Origin of the sequence: Deinococcus sp. QL22, from assembly GCF_023370075.1 — a bacterium.
GTDB lineage: Bacteria > Deinococcota > Deinococci > Deinococcales > Deinococcaceae > Deinococcus.
In genome coordinates this window covers 77224-95441 of sequence record NZ_CP097158.1, presented here as the reverse complement: position 1 = coordinate 95441, position 18218 = coordinate 77224, and the positions used below count along the sequence as shown (strand labels likewise).

At 61.6% G+C, this 18218-nt stretch carries 12 protein-coding genes; 8 read left to right on the top strand and 4 right to left on the bottom strand.

Annotation, left to right across the window (positions count from 1 at the left end; genetic code table 11):
- Positions 1-749: 749 nt before the first annotated feature.
- The gene (locus tag M1R55_RS31495; protein ID WP_249396885.1) at positions 750-1145 is read right to left on the bottom strand and encodes a transposase; all 396 of its coding nucleotides are present in this window, start codon (positions 1143-1145) and stop codon (positions 750-752) included.
- 21 nt (positions 1146-1166) lie between these two features.
- Here M1R55_RS31495 and M1R55_RS31490 point away from each other — a divergent pair, with 21 nt between their 5' ends.
- From M1R55_RS31490 to M1R55_RS31470, 5 genes are all read left to right on the top strand, one after another.
- Positions 1167-1721 carry a hypothetical protein gene (locus tag M1R55_RS31490; RefSeq protein ID WP_249396884.1) on the top strand — a complete coding sequence of 185 codons (555 nt, stop codon included), beginning with the start codon at positions 1167-1169 and terminating at the stop codon, positions 1719-1721.
- A gap of 156 nt (positions 1722-1877) precedes the next feature.
- On the top strand, positions 1878-2006 hold the full coding sequence (locus M1R55_RS31485; RefSeq protein WP_371827358.1) for a hypothetical protein: 129 nt from the start codon (positions 1878-1880) through the stop codon (positions 2004-2006).
- A gap of 171 nt (positions 2007-2177) precedes the next feature.
- Positions 2178-4568, top strand: coding sequence for an HD domain-containing phosphohydrolase (locus M1R55_RS31480; protein ID WP_249396883.1), 2391 nt, complete (start codon positions 2178-2180; stop codon positions 4566-4568).
- Entirely contained in the window at positions 4565-4789 is a 225-nt protein-coding gene (locus M1R55_RS31475) for a hypothetical protein (protein WP_249396882.1), read from the top strand. Before M1R55_RS31480 ends, M1R55_RS31475 begins: the two co-directional genes overlap by 4 nt.
- A 105-nt stretch (positions 4790-4894) precedes the next feature.
- Positions 4895-5932 carry a sensor domain-containing diguanylate cyclase gene (locus tag M1R55_RS31470; protein WP_249396881.1) on the top strand — a complete coding sequence of 346 codons (1038 nt, stop codon included), beginning with the start codon at positions 4895-4897 and terminating at the stop codon, positions 5930-5932.
- A gap of 164 nt (positions 5933-6096) precedes the next feature.
- On the opposite strand, the gene M1R55_RS31465 is transcribed toward M1R55_RS31470, so the two are convergent.
- Positions 6097-8805, bottom strand: coding sequence for an ATP-binding protein (locus tag M1R55_RS31465; RefSeq protein ID WP_249396880.1), 2709 nt, complete (start codon positions 8803-8805; stop codon positions 6097-6099).
- Between the two features lie 682 nt (positions 8806-9487).
- On the opposite strand from M1R55_RS31465, the gene M1R55_RS31460 reads away from it, so the two are divergent.
- A complete protein-coding gene (locus tag M1R55_RS31460) occupies positions 9488-10684 on the top strand; it encodes an ATP-binding protein (protein ID WP_249396879.1) in 1197 nt (398 codons plus the stop codon).
- A 65-nt stretch (positions 10685-10749) separates the two neighbouring features.
- Here the strand turns inward: M1R55_RS31460 and M1R55_RS31455 are convergent, their stop codons facing one another.
- Both M1R55_RS31455 and M1R55_RS31450 read right to left on the bottom strand, forming a co-directional pair.
- Positions 10750-14424, bottom strand: a complete 3675-nt coding sequence (locus M1R55_RS31455) for a PAS domain S-box protein (protein ID WP_249396878.1) — start codon at positions 14422-14424, stop codon at positions 10750-10752.
- 733 nt (positions 14425-15157) lie between these two features.
- Entirely contained in the window at positions 15158-17407 is a 2250-nt protein-coding gene (locus tag M1R55_RS31450) for an ATP-binding protein (RefSeq protein ID WP_249396877.1), read from the bottom strand.
- Positions 17408-17649: 242 nt separating this feature from the next.
- Here M1R55_RS31450 and M1R55_RS31445 point away from each other — a divergent pair, with 242 nt between their 5' ends.
- Complete coding sequence (locus M1R55_RS31445) at positions 17650-17880, top strand: WGxxGxxG family protein (RefSeq protein WP_249396876.1); 231 nt, start codon at positions 17650-17652, stop codon at positions 17878-17880.
- Between the two features lie 195 nt (positions 17881-18075).
- Complete coding sequence (locus M1R55_RS31975; RefSeq protein ID WP_256566095.1) at positions 18076-18201, top strand: hypothetical protein; 126 nt, start codon at positions 18076-18078, stop codon at positions 18199-18201.
- The last annotated feature ends 17 nt before the right edge of the window (positions 18202-18218 follow it).

Below are 18218 nucleotides of genomic sequence, written 5' to 3'. Positions count from 1 at the left end.
GGAGCAGAACATTCGACAGGAGGCTGACCCATTCGCTTTTCGGGTTGAGCGGCAGGACGTCAGGCTTGTCACGTCCACTCGGACCCGTAGGCCTGTCCGTAAGGTTTTTGAGATGGTTTTGTCCAGCCCCCTGGCCAGCTTAAGGCCTCTCCGATCAGCGCAACCTTATTTGGGGCGTACGGGCTTGGACACCCTCCGCTACGACCCGACCGGGTTGACAACGCTCTGTGGACATTTCTAAGCGTCCATATGGGTTGTCGGTCTTGACGTCAGCACCACGCAGCTGTTTGGCCTGGAAATGGCTACTGACACGTTGAGCACCTGTTCACTTGACCAGCTGTGTGGTCAACGGCGGCCCACTCTGGCCTTCGCTCTGGCCTGTTGCCAACGCCGCTCCACGGCTACCGCCTTCCGTTCAAATTGCCGTGAGGCTATTTCCAAACGCCAAGCCTCAATCTGCGCGTCCCAGAGGCGAAGACGCTCGAGACGCTCTGCAAGGTCTGTTCCACTTCCCACGAAGAGAGTGTCTGACATCATTCAACCATTGCAGCATCTTGAGATGTACGATCGGTCTCCTTTCCAGAAAGGCTCAGTTCACCCACCTCTGCCAGGTTCAAGTTGACCTTTAACTAAAAACCTCGAGTGCTAGGGGGTCAAAGACCACCAAAAAACAGGGCCAAATTGTGAGCGGCAATTTTTCGGCAGACATGGGCGCGAATAGACCGGAAGGAATTGAGCTGTGGAAGCATTCAATGAAAAGATCGATCTAAACGAGAAAATACTGTTTCTATTGTCTTTCTGAGCCAACCCATCGCGCCCCACCAGGGGCGCGGTTGCTTCATGTTGCTCTTGGGTTGTGCGTAGACCCCACAGCCTTGGTACCCCCGATCACCCAGTACCAATGTGCCCTCACTCTCGGCCAATAACGTGCGGGCGAGCGGTGGATCACTTTCATTTCCAGCGGCCAGAGCAAAGCGGACAATCATTCCATGATCGTCAATCACGGCGTGCAGCTTAAAGCCGTAAAAGCGTCCTCTGACGCTGTACCCACCATGTCCGCCTCGTCCACTCCCTGCCTCGGTCATGGCTCGGGGTCGCGCATAGCGCGTCCCCTTGCAGCAGGCCAGCGGTTTGCTGTCAATCACATACACGGTTTCTTCGTCAAAATGAGGCAATCTCAGGGCGAGGTCGGCATCAATGGTTTCAAGATTGAGCTGAATTCGAAGGTACCGGGTGCGGTCTGGCAAACAGGGAAACAAGGCCCGATCCGTGGAACGTCCCTGCCCTCACCACTTCTGTGCGGACACTTCACCGAGCAGCTCCCCGACCAACGCCATGGTCATGACTTCGCTGTAACTGCCTTTCTGATTGGGCTCTTGTGGCAAGACAAACAAGCCGCTGCACGCAGCGGCTTGCACATCATCATCGACGTACACGTAAATGAGCGTGAACAAGTCTTCAACGCTATGCTGAGCCAGCGGAAGTTCGTTGGTAGCCATACCCGAGCTTCCGCCTTTTCATGTCTCGCTGCATATCCCCTAGCACTCGAGGTTAAAAAGCAATCGCTGGTTACACCAGGATTCGTGCCTCACTTGAGGAATCCCGGAGAGCAGATGCTCCTGCGTCCGCTGTTGGAAGTAGAATTCCTGCAAATGAAGGTGCCAGAGATCTTGGTGGAGAACGGTATCAGGGCAACCACTGCCGAAACCATCTTGGTATAACCAGTAGCCTGAGTCCTCGCTATTAACGGCAGAAGCCTTCCCTTTTTGCATGATCTTAGGAAGGCGACCGCCTGTGCTTCCTCACTTCGGCTATAGCGGCTCCGATTGATGCCTTCGACATCGGAATGAACACACGCGCAAGCGATCTCGCGCAGTGTGCAAGAACTGCTCCAAGAGCGCGGTACCCTGATCAGCCACGAGCGCGTGGGTACCAAGGCTGGGAACAAGGGCATAGAGGCCGTGCTAGCCGTGATCGAGACTGCCAACTTGCTCAGAACGTTGTGACGAGGCCGGGAGGGAACCCACGCTCTGGTCAACCTGGATCTAGCCAACCGGATAGCCACAACTTCGTTCTTGCGGTCACCCAATGTAAGAGCAAAGTGAGAGACTTCATGTCATCTTCATGTCGCTCACAACCTCTAGGTCTTGCTGGGGGAGCACAGAATGGAGGTTCATGTGACTGATTCCCCCACCACGCCATTGATCTTCAGCCCCCTGTCCGGTAGCACCGCACCTTTTCAGGCCCTGATCGAGTACAGTGCTGACCTGATTACCCTGTTCGACCGGGACGGCCGCATCCTGTATCAGAGCCCGTCCGTTCAGCGGCACCTAGGCTGCGAGCGCAATCCCACGGCTGAGGGGCACCATGTGGACTTCACCGCCCTCCACCTGGAAGACCGTGAACGCATTTCCCAGCAGCTGATGCGGTTGCTGCCCGGCGTCACCGTGAGCCTGTCTCCTTACCGCCTCCAGCACGCCAACGGGAGTTGGTGCTGGCTAGAAGGGACGGCCATCAACCTGCTGCACGATCCCAGCATGGGCGCCATTCTCGTGCAGGCCCGCGACGCGACTCTCCGCGTTCATGCCGATCGGCGGGCCCGCGCCCTGGAAGGTCTCAGCACCGTGCTGGCCAGCACGAACACCACGTCCGAGGTCGTGCAGGTCATCCTCCTCCAAGGCCTGGAATCCATGGGCGCCAGTGCGGGCAGCGTGATGCTGGTGAATCCAGATCGGCAGCACGTGGACGTGCTGGGAAGTGCGGGGTATCCTGCCCGTGACGAGCGCCCGTGGCGGCGCTTTCCCCTGGAGAGCCCTGTCCCCGCAGCAGATGCGATTCGGGAAGGGCGAGACCTGTTCCTGACGCGTGAGGACTGGCTGTCCCTGTATCCGCAGTGGCAACATCTTCTCACGCCGACCAGTGGGAGCCATGCGGTGCTCACCCTGCGGATGAACGGGCACGTGATGGGTGCGATCACCCTCTCGTTCGCAGAGAACGCGGCGCTGAGCGAAACACAACGCCGGTACCTGCGTACCATCGCCGCTCAGTGCGCCCTGGCACTGGAGCGCAGCGAGTTGAATGCGCGACTTCAGCAGCAGGAGCGCTTCTACCGCAAAATCACCGAATACAGTCACGACCTGGTCAGCATCATTGGGCTGGATGGAGTGACCCAGTACATCAGCCCGGCCATGATGCCCATGCTGGGCTACACGCCAGAGGAACGGGTCGGCGGCAATGCGTTCGACGGGATCCATCCGGAAGATCTCGGCCGGGTGATGCAGGTCTTCCAGGAAGCAGTCATTTCCCAAGTTCCAGTCCTGGCCACCTACCGCTTTCAGCACAAGGCGGGCCACTGGGTGTGGCTGGAATCGACCGGCGTCAACTCGACTGATGATCCGGACATTGGGGGGGTGATGATCAATACGCGCGACGTCACGGTACGGATTGAAGCCGAGAAGACCCTGCACCTGCAGCTGCGCCGCTTTCAGCACCTGGTTCATCTCACGGCGGACTTCGCTGCCCAGGACTCGTTGGAGCAGCTGATTCAGGCCGCGCTGGAACACTGCCTGGATCTCACCGCGTACGACTACGGCTTCTTCTTTCCCATTGATGGGAACAGCCCGACCAAACCGCTTCGGGCCGGACAGGTGGCCGACGAGCTCTTCGCTTGGACGACCCCGTGGGCCAGAGCCCACCGCACGGGGGCAGTTGGGCAGGCCTTGCGGCGCCAGGTAGCGTTCTTCGCTGGACCAGCTGAGCCCGTGTTCAATCCGCCCGAGGCTTTGCCCCGACGGATCTGGACTTCTCTGGCGGTGTTGCCCATCGTGACGCGGGAGGTGCTGCGCGGCTTCCTGGCGTTCGGCACGAACGACGCGGTGGACGTGGACGAGGATAGCCGGCGGCTGCTGCTGGGGGTGGGGGAGCAGACCAGCCGGGTGGTGGAGCGCAGCGTTCACTTGAACGAACTCCAGCAATCGCGCGAAGAGACCCTGCGGGCCATGGGTCTGGCGCTGGAGTACCGCGATTACGAGACCAAAGGGCACACCGACCGCGTGGTGGCTTTCACCGAGCAACTGGGCCGGGTTCTGGGGTTCTCTGGCGCTGACCTGGACGCCCTGCGCTGGGGCGCGTTCCTGCATGATACGGGGAAAGTTGCCATTCCCGACGCGATCTTGCTCAAGCCGGGCAAGCTCACACCGGAGGAGTGGGACGTGATCAAGCGGCACCCGGGGATTGGGTACGAGATGCTGGAACACATTCCCTCTCTGCCGCCGACCACCCTGGACGTGGTGCTGTACCACCAGGAGCGCTGGAATGGCAGCGGGTACCCGAAGGGTCTGGCTGGCACGGATATTCCGCTCGCGGCCCGGGTCTTTGCCGTGATTGATGTCTATGACGCCCTGACCAGTGAGCGGCCTTACAAGAAGGCATGGACACATCAGGAGGCTGCCGAGCAGCTTCGCCAGGAGGCCGGGGTCTTGCTGGATGAACGGGTGGTTCAGGCCTTCCTGCACATCGTGGATCCGGAGGGCGAACCCTTCACGCAGACCACCGAGGTTTCGCCGTGACCCGTACGGATGTAATATTCGCCCGGCAATTCAGCACTTCGATCATCGGCTCTGCTTCGCGGACACTGCTGTGCGCCCCCAGATTCTGCTTCCACCAGGGGATTTTGCGGCACCAGGTGGCCGATGTTGCGCAGACCCACCGGGGCGTGAAGGATGACCTCGCCGGCTTCGGACAGTCGAATTCGGTGCAGGTGTTCGTCAACCTCTTGGAATACAGATGACCTGGGGTGGATCTGCCCTCCTCGATCGGGCCCGCAACCTCACCCGAAGATTCGGTCGTTCTAAACGTTGTCCTTGTGGCAGGACTTGAACGTACTGGAGGCAACATGACGATCCCGTCGCTGGCTTCAGCCCCACCTGACGGCCTGATTTGGAGCCAGGCGCGACTGGAAGCCCTCTACCGCTACGGCATTCTCGATACCGACCCGGAACCACAGTTTGACCGGATCGTGCGGCTTGCCGCACGGCACTTCGGCATGCCGATGGCCTTGACCAGCCTGATTGATGCGGATCGGCAGTGGTTTAAAGCCCGCGTCGGCCTCCAGGACACCCAGACCCCTCTTGGCAATTCCATCTGTGCCGTGACCATCCAGCAGCCCGGCACCCTGGTCATTCCAGATGCGCAGCTCGATCCGCGGATTCGCCTGTACGACGCGGTCACTGGTGAGCCTCATGTCCGCTTTTACGCCGGTTCTCCTCTCATCACCCCGGACGGGCACAAGTTGGGCACCTTGTGCGTGCTCGACCGCCAGCCCCGAACCTTCACGGCTGAGGATGAAGCGGACCTAGAGGATTTTGCCGCACTGGTCATGGACGAATTCAGCCTGCGCCGCGCTGTGAACGAGCTCAGTCACCTGGCCCTCAACGACCCATTGACGGGGTTGCCCAACCGTATGCATCAGCGCCAACACTTATCGCAGGCCATGCGCCGTGCGGAGCGGGCCGGGGAGCGGGTGGTGCTTGCACTGCTGGATCTCAACGGCTTCAAGGGCGTCAACGACACCCTGGGACACGCAGCAGGGGATGCCTTACTGGTGCAGGTGGGTCAGCGCCTGCGCGACACCCTGGCGACCAGTGATCTGGTCGCGCGCCTGGGCGGGGATGAATTTACGGTGGTGTTGACCGACCTGCGTTCGCCGCGGGGTGCGGAAGTGGCGATGAAGCGGGTTCAACAGGCGTTCACTGTACCCTTTGTGGTGGCGGGTCAGTCGGTTGATGTGAACTGGAGTATTGGCATGGCGGTGTTTCCGGATGACACGGTGGAACAAGAGCAATTGTTGCGGTTGGCCGATCAGGCGATGTACACGGCGAAACGGGCGCGGGATGGCCGTCCCCACTGGAACCGCCGCCCCACTCCGGTGTAGCCCTCGTTCGTTCGCTCAGGTGCGGGCCTCATTTGATTGGGTTCCTCAGCGTCTTTTCAGCTCTGCATATCCCTTCCCTTTTGCACAGCTCTAAAACGGCCTCCTGAGAGCCAAAGCTGCGGACGTGAGGGCTCCCCAACCTTTCTCCGTGAATCAGTCGTCGGCTAACCGCCTGTGCTGGGGAGGGTAAAGAAGAACGTACTGCCTACTCCCAGAGTGCTGTCCAGCCACAGCCGCCCGCCGTGCCGCTCCACAATCTTCTTGCACACCGCCAGCCCAATCCCCGTGCCGGCATAGGTCTCCCGTCCATGCAAGCGCTGGAAAATCTCAAAAATGCGCTCGTAATATTGCGGCTCAATGCCAATGCCGTTGTCTGACACCGCAAACCGCCAGAAGCGGCCCTCTCGCTGGGCCGAGACGTGAATGTCAGGCACGCTCCCCTCACGCTGGTATTTCAGCCCATTGGACATCAGGTTTTGCAACAGTCGATCCAGTTGTTGGGCGTCCGCCAACACTACAGGTAAATCCCCCCGTTTAAGCACCGCTCCCGGCACTTCGTCCTGGAGCCGCTGGGCCACCCCATCAAACACCTGGCCCGCATCGGTGGACTGCAGGTCACGCCGTTCGGTGTGCACCCGCGAGAACGCCAGCAGATCATCCACCAGCCGTTTCATGTGCTCCCCGCCGTTCACGATCTGTTGCAGGTACAGCCGCCCCCGGTCATCCAGTGCAGAACCGTATTTGCGCTCAATTATGCCCGCGAAACTGGTCACCGTCCGGATCGGAGCCTGCAAATCGTGTGAAGCGATGTACGCGAACTGCTCGAGCTCGGCGTTACTGCGCTGCAATTCCTGATGGCTGTCGTGTAGGGCCGCCTCCGCTTGCTGACGCTGCGTGATGTCCCGAAACACCAGTACGGCCCCAGTCATTTGGCCGGCCTCATTGCGAATGGGGGTGCTGGTGTACTCCACCGGGAAGCTGGTGCCGTCTTTGCGCCAAAAGACATCGCCCTGCACCGTCTGGGTCTGGCCGGCCGTAAACGCCGCATAGATGGGGCAGGTGTCGCGGGGATACGGGCTGCCGTCTGCGCGGGTGTGGTGAATAAGAGCGTGTTGCGGCTGACCGATGAATTCGGCCGCCGCGTAGCCCAAGAGCTGCAGGGCCGCGGGATTGGCGAAGGTCGTGCAGCCCTGCAAATCCACGCCCGTCAAGCCCTCGCCCACATTGCTCAGGATCAATTCGTTGAAGCGTGACGCCTGTGCCAAGTTCTCGAGCCCTTGAGCCCGCTCCAAGGCGAGGCCCAGGCTGCGCACCACCGTTTCCATCACGGCCTTCTCGATCGGTGTCCACGGATTGGAGGCAAACACCACGAAGGCCAGAATGCCAATGATGTTGCCGTGCACCTTCACCGGCAGACTGGCGACCGTACTGACATGCTGCACCAAGGCCGCGTCGGTGTCTCCTCCCCGCTTGTACTGATCCTGATAGTACGGCTGCTGGCTTGCCCAAGGAACGGTCAGGCTCTCTGGGACATCATAGGGAAACCCGGCATCCACCACCGCCTGCAGCGCAGCGGCTTGCTGGGGTTCGGTGCCCAGCACCCCCGTCTGCACCTTGTTCCGCCAGCGCCCCTCTTCCCGCTCGTAATACAGCGCATAACCGTCCGGTAAGAGCGACATGACAACTTGCTCGGCGCGTCGAATGAGGGCATAACGATCGGTTTCCAACGCCAGATCTTGAATCAGATTCGCAAACCCTTCAAGAGCTTGGGTGCGGGCGTTCAGCAACGCATTTTGAGTTTGGAAGGCCCGGGCTTGCTCGGCCCGCTCTAAGGCCAGTTGTAAGCTCCGTCCGACGGCCCGAAAGACCGCTCGGTCGCGATCTTCCCAGCGGTCCTGCCACTTCAGGCCCAGCGCGAACATGCCGCGCAACGTCCCGCCTTGACTGAGTGGATAGATAGCCACCGTACCGTACATATCGGCCCGCTCTATCTGCTCCCGCTGGGCGTCCCACGCATCCACGAAGACCGGCTCACCGGTCTGCACCGCTGCGGCAAAGAGGGGTGTATCCAAGGGTAACCCGGAGCGCAAGTCGTGCAGCAATTCTGGCGTGGCATACAGATCCTCGCTGTGCATCTGAAGGGTCCACAGCTGGCCTTCTAGAGCGTAGTACCCACTGGAACACTCGGGAAAACGCGCTGTCAGCACGCCCACCGCTTGCTGGGCGAGCTGCAGCACGTCTGTTTCTGCCCCCGCCGCTTCGGTGTAGGCCACGAAGGCGTCTTGAGCCCGCACCTGCTCTTCGAGCTGCGCCGTGCGGAGGTGGACCTGCTGCTGCAGGTCAGCCACCAGGCGCATCCGGTTAAAGGCCAAAGCACATTGCGCCCCGAGAATCCGCAGGAAGTGCTGCTCCTCGGCGGTGAAGTGATGAGGAGCAGTAAAGTCCAAAATCAGGCTGCCCAAGGCCTGATCCTCCAGGAAAATCGGCACCACGGCCGTCGTGACCGCGGCGACCCCACCGGTACGCGCTTCCAGGTGGGGGTACACAGCGTTGAGCGCGGCCGCAGACTCAAAGTACAGCGCCTCACGGGTAACCAACACCGCTCCAGCAGGAGTTTGGTCGTCAAATGGCCCATTTTGCCAAAGACTCGGCGCTGAGGTCTCATGGCCCCAGGTGGCGGCGATCTTCAACTGGTCGCCTGCAGGGTTGATCAACAGCACCACACCGGCCACCGCACCCAAAGCCTCCAACGTTAGCGGCAAGATCATGTCAAAGACTTGCTGTGGGGTTCGGGCCCCGGCCAAGTGCTCGGTCACGTCTTGCAAGTGCTGACTCAGAGAAAGCGGCGTGGCTGCGCCGGGCGAAGAAGACATAGCAGCTAGGATACTGTGTAGGACAGCCAAATCAGGGTTGAATGAAGGGAACGAACTGTGAAAGCGCTGGGATTTGAACGTCTAAGTCAGCAGAAGAGGAAGAACCCTTCCCTTTTGCATGACTCCTGAGTGCCCGGCCCTTCAGTGTCAAATACTCGGCGCAACCTGCCTAAGATTGACTAGAGATACGGGGGAGCTCCCAACGGCTGAGCATTCTCTTTCTTTGACAAATGTGGCGAAACCATGTGCTGGTCAACGGCCAAGAGACAACTATTCTTTCGTCCTAACTGGCCGGGCTGCCCTGCACTGCACTCGTACCTTCATTGAAAGTCGATCTAAATCAAGGAAGAAGCATCAGTTTCAGCCCCTGGAATTCACGCTCCTGTGCTGGAAGGCGGGATTTCAGGCGCGACAGTAAGGTCAGGATGTCGGGTCACACACCCGCGGCCTGCCGAGGGGACGCGCCTCCCTTCTTCACACGGGGCGTCCAGGCGAGCCTCCTCCACATCCGAAAGGCGTCACGCCTCATGAAGACGCTCCCTTGCCCTTCCTCCAGATCACTCCTCCTGTCCGTTGCTCCGTTCACACCCGACTTCTCCTTCCCTGTGCCAGACTTACTACACTCTCCATGTTCACCCCTGACACGTCGTACAGGGCTTTCCCAAATATCCCTGGTGACGTCATGCCGTACGAGCCCATGTCTTCTCTTCAGCCTGATCCTTCCCTGACGGCCCGGCTCGAATTCCTTGAAGCTCAGGTACAAGCCCTCCAAGACGCTGCAGCTCAGGCCAGCACCTTGTTCCGGGACGCTCCTGAGCCAGCGTTTCTCGTGAACAACCAGGGCCGCATTGTGGAAGCCAACCTCCAAGCGGCAGCACTCCTTGGGACGACTCCGGCATTTCTTCAGGGCCGTGCTCTGGCTCCGCTGATGGCGACAACACACCAGGGCGCCCTGAAGGCCCTGTTCAGACGCGTCTTCGACGGTGGGGGTCGGCAGATGACGGAACTGCAGCTCTTGGGCCCGGACGGCATACCGATAGACCTTAGGGTGGCTGCAACGCTTTCCAGCCGGGGTGGAGAGGCCCTCTATCATCTCAGTGCCCTTGATGTGACGGCGTTCAAGGCCGCCCATCAGACGCTGTTGGATCTCGCCCAGAAGCACGAGCGTGAGATTCAACAGCAGACCCTGAGGCTCCGGCATCTGGAAGGGGAATTTCAAGAGGTCATGCTGGCGTCTGAGCGTGAACTGGGCACCCGACTCACTCGGGCACAGAATTTCCTGAACCTCTTGGAACGGCAGGAGCATCCAGACGACCGCCAGCGGTCGCTGGGTCACGTGGCCCTGGCCGTCCAGCAGACTCAGGGCCTCCTGGAATCGCTTAGGGGGTACATGCGGACCCGATCCATGCGGGCTCGCCTGCGCCCCGTGGATCTGGAACAGGTGCTCAAAGAGGTTCGCAAAGATCTCGCGCCACTCCTGAGTGAGCGGGGCATTGTGCTCTCACAGATGCCGCTCCCGACTGTTCAGGGCGACAGTCAGGTGCTCCAACTCATTCTCCACGAGTACCTGACCAACGCGCTGAAGTTCACCCGGACCCGGTCACCGGTTCGCCTCCGCATTCTCGTTCAGGAGACCGCACACGAGCACTGGATCGGTGTCGAAGACAACGGGGTCGGCTTCAATATGCGGCAGAAAGACAAGGCATTCGAGCTCTTCGGCCGGTTGCACTCGGCAGAGCACTACGAGGGGACGGGTCTGGGACTGACCGTCGTGCGGCGTCTGGGCGAGCGGTTCGGTGCCCGGGCGTGGGGTGAGGGTAGGGTGGATCACGGCGCGACCTTTTGGATCGCTTGGCCGAAAGATCCCGTCTTGGAATAAAACAGGTAAGAAGACGAGAGGGAGGCGGGGCGCGATCAACCCCCTACCCGGACGTCGCCCCCAGTTTAGAGGCCTGGTCGCTCATCCAGAAACAGGGCGTCGAGCTGGCCCATGGCCTCTTCCTGGGGAAACGCCAGGACGACCCGGCTGCCCTGTTCGGCCCAGGCCCAGCCGCCATGTCGGGCCATGATCCGCCGCACCTGCATCAGCCCACTGCCTTCCAGCACGGGCACCTGCTGATCCGTGCGGACGGTAAGATCAAAGAGGGTCGCGGCCTCTTCACCGGTCAGGCCCACCCCATCATCCTCGACCCAGACCCGCACCTCCCCGTCCACCGTCTGGCTGCTCACGGTCACGTACCGGGTACCCCGCGTTGGGCTCAGCGTGAAGGTCATGACTACGTCCAGCGCCTGACGCAGGAGGGATCGGTCACCACGCACGATGGGCAGTGGATTGAGGAACCAGGTAGGCTGCCGACCACTGGGCGGCAGCTGATCCCGCACTTCGGCAAAAAGTTCACCGAGCGGAAGCAAGTCATTGTGGAGTTGCTGAGCTTCCAGCACGGACAGTTGCCGCAAATCCTGCGCGACGGCGTTGAGTCGTGTGATTTCCTCTTGAAGAAGGACTGGATCGTAAGGCGGAAGTCCCTTCAGTGACTCTAAGGCCACGGGTGCTCCCACACCAAGCAGGTGGCTGAGCCGCTGAGCGGGCACCTCCAGATGGCGGGCGGTGCGCGTGATGAGGGTGCCCAGTTCTGCATTCAGGTCTGCCAGGCGTGCGCGCTGCCGGTCAATCTGTTGCACCTGTGCCGTCCGTTCCAGCGCGAGCCGGAAGGCGTTGCCAATGGCCTGAAAGACCGCTTTCTCGCGCGCTGACCAGACAGATCCATCTGCCCTGGCCATGCTCAGAACGCCCACTGGGTGGTTCTGGGGAAACAGCGGATACCGCGCGACTGCTCGGTAAGGCGCAAACGTCGGCAGTCCTTCGGCTTCCGGCTGCCAATCGTCAAAAAACATAGACTCACGGCGGGTCACCGGCATCATCAGACTGGCGGTGCTGGCGGGGAGACCGGCCTCCAGTTGACGCTGGATCTCGGGGGTCAGGGCGCCAGACACGGAACGGGCTTTCCAAAGCTCCCCTTCCTGCTCGAAGTACACGGCGCTGTCTACCGCCAGCACCTGTTGCAGGACATCCGCGGCGTGCTGGGCAAGGACCTGCACGTCACTGGTGCTGGCGGTCAGTTCCGTGAACTGGGCGAAGCTGTTCAGGGCTTCGCGCTCTTCTGTCAATTGGCGCACTGCTTCAGCGCGATCCAGGGCCAGATTCAGGTGCTGCACGACCGTCTCCAGGATTGCCCGGTTGGCGGGGGACCAGACTTGGAGCTCGAACTGCAACACGGAAAACAGGCCCACCGGAACGCCGCCCAGTCGCACCGGCAGCGTCGCCGTGGAGTGGATGTGCTCGACAAGTTCAGCGGGCGCATCGGTACCGGGCACATACGCGTTCTGGTATTCGGGCTGCCCCATCTTGAACGGGTAGGCCATGCCGGGCGTCTCAAACGGAAGGCCCGCCTCCATGAGCGCCTGCAACGCCGGGTGACTCGGATCACCGACCTGCGCTTTCTTGCGCCAGACCTCACCTTCCGGCTCGAAATAGGCCGTAAAGCCCCGCGGCAGCAGCGTCATGACGAGTTTCTGAGCCCGGTGGACGAGCGCAACGCGGTCGGTGTCCAGCGCCAGGTCTCGGGTGAGGTGCGAGAAGGCTTCCAGTGCGCGGGTGCGGGCCAGGAGTTCGGTATTCAGGTCGACGAGGCGGCGGGTGCGCTCGGCCACCTGGGCTTCCAGGGTCACGTTCATCGTGCGCAAGTCATGAATGTCGGTGGCTGCGCCGTAAATCTTCGTGACCTGCCCACCCTCATTCTTCAGTGGAGAAGTCTGCAGAACAAACCAGCGGTACTCACCATCACGCCGCCGGATGCGGTGTTCCTGACGCAGAGATTGACCCGACTCTACTGCCGCCTGGTAGCCGCGAGCGGAGGCTTCCCGGTCGTCCGGGTGGATGGCGTCCGTCCAGCCCCAGCCCGTGGCCTGCTCGAACGTCTGGCCGGTGTAGTCCAACCAGCGCTGGTTGTACCAAGTCGTCACACCGTCCGGTTCGCTCTCCCACAGCAGGTCGGGTACCAGATTGGCCACCGCCCGGAAGCGCGCTTCGGAGTCGCGCCGCGCGGTCTCGGCCTGAACACGCTGGGTAGCCGCCCAGGTGCGCTCGGTCACCTCCTCAATCAACGTGATTTCCCCAGGGGTCCAGTGCCGGGCGTTCGCGGAGATGGCGACGATGGCCCACAGCGGATGCTGCTCACCCTTGCGCAGGGTCGCGGCGACGAGCGCGCCCATGCCGAGTCCCCCGAGCCCGAGATTCTGCCGGTCTATCTCGGACAGGTTTTCGTCCCGCGCGACATCGCTCACCACTAGCGTCGAGTCGAACGCGACGCGAAGAGCGTCTGGAAAGTCAGACAGGCGCACCCCGCTCGGCACCGGCGGCACCCGGTCGTTGCCGACCTGGTGGGTGAAGTCACCCCGGTCATCGTCAAGGTAATACACGCCGATGAAGCAGCGATCCAGGTGTAGGTGTTGGGCCAGCAACTCTAGGGCACGGTTGGTGACGGTGTCAGCGTCGGGTTCCGCCCTCAGGGCGTCACTCAGCTCCAACAGGAACGCCTGCCTCTCGCCGCTCTCCCGGAGAGCGTCCTCGGCCTGCTTGCGCTCGGTGACATCCTCGTACAGGACGCTCAGACGATCCCCGCCGGCCGGATAGGCAAACACCTCGAACCACCGGCCCAGAGCGGCTACCGGGTACTCGATGCGCTCCGGTGTTCCCGTCTTGACGACCCGGTCGAAGATGCTGTGCCAGCCCGGTTCGAGGGAGGGAAAAACCTCGCTCGCCTTGCGTCCCCTGGCTTCGGCGGCAGGGATGCCGAACAGACGCTCGAAGGCCGGATTTAGTTCCAGGTACCGTTGGTCGACGGCTCGGCCGTCTGCATCCCGGATGAGTTCCAGCTCACAGTAGCCCTGGCCCATGGTGTCGAAGAGGAGGCGGTACTTCTCCTCTGTCGAGCGGTCCAGGGAGGACGAAGCCTTCGATTGGTCGTTGATGGCTTCATCGGGTGCCTGCGCAAGGTTCAATCCACTCAACACCTCGGTCAGCGATTGACCGAGTTCGTGTCGGGCCACCAGCTGGTCGGCGGCTCCGGTCTCCATGACCAGGCGCGGCAGTTCAGCAGAGGGGTCGTCATGGTCTGGCTTCAATACCACGACGGTCCCGCCCACACCCCGGAGTGCCTGCAGACCCACGAAACCGTCACGACCCGCGCCACCCAGAACCACAGCCAGCACGCGTGACGTGTAGACCGCGGCCAGCGACGCCAACAGCCAGTCCAGCGGACGCTCGGCAGTCACCTTCTGCTGTAGCAACGTGACCGTGCAGTGAAAGTCAGGCCTCACCTCTAGAAGGTGGTGCGCGGGGCTGACGTAGAGCTGGCCGGGCTGAAACACGGTGCCGTGCTCGGCTACCTGCACGGGCGGTGCTGTATCACGGCTCAGACGCTCCACCAAGGGGCCAGTGTCTGAAAAGGAGTGAGCGATGAGCACCGCGGGCCGTGGAGTCGGCAACTGGGCCAAGACGGGCCCCAAGGCCTCCAGATCGTCCTCCGGGTTCATGAGCAGCAGGAGGTCAACAGTCACGGGGTAGGCCAGAGCGTGGGAGCATACGTGGGATGTAGTCTAGGCATGCGCCGGCCCGCGCCGTGTGGAAGAAGCCAAGGCTGCCTTGATTCATTTCGTGAGGGAGACACGAAATCGCCAGAACCTTGTTGGGCATGCGGAATGTTCTCCGTCCGTTAAGGCGGGAACGGAGTATCCCTAAGTTGAGTTTTGCCAACCATCCGCCTGAGAGACAGCAGCCTGATACCACTGAAGCACCCGCTGTTCGGCCACCTTGCGCCTCACTCGTGGCAACTCGAACAACAGCTGGTCTTGCGCCCACTCCCAGAAATCCTGTCAGCGAACGGCAGGAGGCCAGCCGCTGCCACAACCATCTTGGTTTCAAACAGCAACTTGAACATTCATTGTTCTGCGCAAAAGTCTTCCCTCCTGCACGACCGGGCATTACTCATCGCTCTCGTCGCAGGTGTTCAATTCCGCCACCTGCAACAGAAAAGAGGGTCGCCCCAGAGTCGGAACAGCGTTTCTCACTTCCAGACTTGTCTGTCCACTCGAGATCTAAAAGTCGAAACAGGCCGCGTCAAAACACTCCGAATCTGACCCTAGTTGGAGATCAGCGACAGCTTCCCTGACACTGGGCCAACTCAAGTCTTCCCCGCCTGCTGGAAACAACCGCCTCTTGAAAGGGCGACGTCGGCGATTGGAGCAAGACCAACTCAGGCCACTTCGGACTGTGGCACAGCCCAGACCCGTTTCAAGGTGGGCGGGGCAAGGTGAAGCCGAAGGTCGCGCCCTCGCCCAAGCTTCCATGCGCAAAGACGGTGCCGCCGTGCCGGGTGATGATTCGGCGCACATTGGCCAGCCCGATTCCGGTGCCCTCGAACTCCTCCTGACGGTGCAGGCGCTGAAACACGCCGAATAGCCTGTCCGCGTATTTGGGGTCAAAGCCTACCCCGTTGTCGCGCACGAAGACCGCCCATTCTTGTGGCCGTTCTTCCGCCCAGATTTCAATCCGGGCCTCCGGGCGGGTGCGGCTGTATTTCAGGGCGTTCGCCAGCAGATTGACGATCACCTGCCGCAGCGTGATGTGGTCGGCCTCCACCAGCGGGAGGGGCCCCATCGTCCACTCCACCCGCTGATCAGGCATTTCCGGCTCCAGTTCCGACCGCGCCGCTGTGACCAAATTCTCCAGGTCCACCAGTCGAATGAGGAGGGGTTGGCGGGACGTGCGCGACAGGTCGAGCATCGCGTCAATCAGGGTGTTCATCTGAGAGGCGGCGGTGTCCACGATGCCCAAGTACCGGGTGATCTGGGCATCCGATTGCGCGTGTGGGTCAAGCTTTTTCCGGAGCAGGTCGTTAAAACTCTTGATGTGCCGCACGGGCGTGCGCAGGTCATGCGAGACGCTGTAGGCAAAGGCTTCGAGTTCCTCGTTGGCCGCTTCCAGTTTGGCGTTGCTGCGCTCGACCTCCTGGGCATGTGCCGCGAGTTGCGCCACGCCCTCGGCCCGCTCCAAGGCCAGGCCCAGACTGCGGCCCACCGCCGTGAACAGCGCCCGGTCGCGCGTCGTCCAAGTCCGGGACTGCTGCGTGCCAATGCAAAACAGGCCGATGGGTTGTCCCTGGCTGAAATAGGGGTAGAAAGCTCCTGCCCCGTACGACTCGGTCTGCGCCACCCCCTCCGTCTCTGCGTCCCAGCCCTCGGTGAAGCTCGGCCCATGGGTCTGGAGGGCGGCCATCAGACTGGGGGTCTCCAGCGGCAACCCGGCGCGCAGGACGGCGGCGACCTCGGGTGGGATCTCTTCAGACATCACCCTGGGTTTCCACAGCGCGCCGGCCAATTCGTAATAGATCACGCCTAGCTCGGGCTGGGCCGCTTGCATCGCCTGGATGGCCCGGAGGGCCAGAACATTCAGGTCTGTCTCCACCCCAACGGCCTCGGTCAGGGCCACGAAGGCGTCGAGCGCGGCCCGGCCCTCGAGTTGCCGCGCCTGCTCCGCCCGGTCAAGCGCGCCGCCCAAGCCGCGCCAGAGGGCCGTGAGCACCACCCGGTGTTGAGACGTCCAGCGGGGTTCGTCGTGCAACCCCGCCACCAACATGCCCACGGGTTGCCCCTGGCGAAAGTAGGGTGCAAACGCGCCCGCACTAAAGGTTTCCGTATGCGGAATCCGCTGCACTTCACCGTCCCAGTGGTCAATGAAGACGGGCACTTCTGTTTGAACGGCTTGCAGGTAGGCGGGGGTGTCCAAGGGCAGCCCCGCGACCAACACACGTCTGAGGTCGTCTGGCACCTGGTCCAACCAGGCGGGCACCCACCGCTCTTCTTCCAGCACGTAATACGACAGGGCCAGGTCGGGGAAGCTGGCCCGCAGTACCTCTCTGGCCCGCTGGGTCAGGGTCTCCAAGTCGGTGTTCAGGCCTACGGCTTCAGTGAAGGCCGCAAAGGCGCTGAGGGCTTCGGCTTGTTGCTGCAGTTGGGTGCTTAAGGTCAGCCGGTCAAGCGCCAAGGCGGACTGGGCCGCGAGGATGCGCAGGAACCGGCGTTCTTCGGGGGTGAACTCATGCGGTTCACTGAACACCAGCACGATCACACCCAGGGTCTGGTCAATCAGTAGCACAGGCACCACCGCCGTGGCCACCACGGTCACGCCGATCGGCGGGGTTATGAGCTGGGGGTAGGCGGCCAAGAGCGCCTCTTGATGCTCGAAGTACAGGGCCGCCCGCTGCTCCAGACAATCTTGGATGGGCGAGAAGACCTCGAAGGTGCCGTCTTGCCAGAGGGTCTGTTCGCCTTCGGCATACCCCTGCATGGCCGCCACGTGCAGCCCGTGGCCGTCCTGCTGGAGCAGCACGACCCCTGCAATTGCACCTAAGGCCTCGAGAGCTGGGTGCAGCACGATGTGGAAGACGGCAACGGGGGTCGCCGCTGCCGCGAGTGATTCCGTCACGCTTTGGAGCCGTTCACTGAGCGAATCGCCTGGGGCGGGGCGAGCGGGATCAGACATAAGGCACCATACCGTGACGCCATGACTGCCCCACCGTTTATGAGGGTTGGGCAGCCATTCAGGGAGGGCCGTAGAGCTTTGGCCCCCTAGGGACGGGAGTCCACCGGACGTGAGCCGGAGCGCAAGGTTTGCCGTGGCTAGGGCCAAGGCAGCTTCATGGATCTGGGAGAGCGGGGTTCGCCCAAGGAAACAGAATGCGGGGTTCAGACTTTTGGCCCTGTCCAGAGTCTTGAGGAGATTCTATGAAGCTCAAAACTGCTGTGCTGCTGTGCACCTTGACCCTGGCTACGCCCGCGTTCGCGCAAGACGCTACGGACGCCACCGCCACGGATACGCCCACGACCACCAACACCACCAATAACAACGATGACGGATTTGACTGGGGCTGGCTGGGCCTCTTGGGCTTGGCGGGCCTGGCGGGTTTACGGCGACAACCGGAGCGCGTCGTTACCTCAAATACCACCCAACGCTGATCCTCAGCGCCCTGAAGCCCGGCCTATGTTCGAGGTCGGGCTTGTTGCTGCCGCTTGATCCTCTCAGCTGCTTGAACACCCGGCGCATCTCAACGAAGAAAGGCGACCCCGGAGGATCGCCTTTGATTTCTCTAATATAGCGCGGTATGCAGGGGATGTCAAACTATGCACGTGGATGGTCGTGGCTTCTGAGGAATGATTGCCGTTCAATGGATCATGAACGGCCTGACGTGTCCAGCGTGCGAGGGCGTCTATATCGTCAAAAACAGTCACGCCCATACGGGAAAACAACGGTATCTGGGCCGCGTGCGCCGACATTAGTTCACCCTGAATCACAC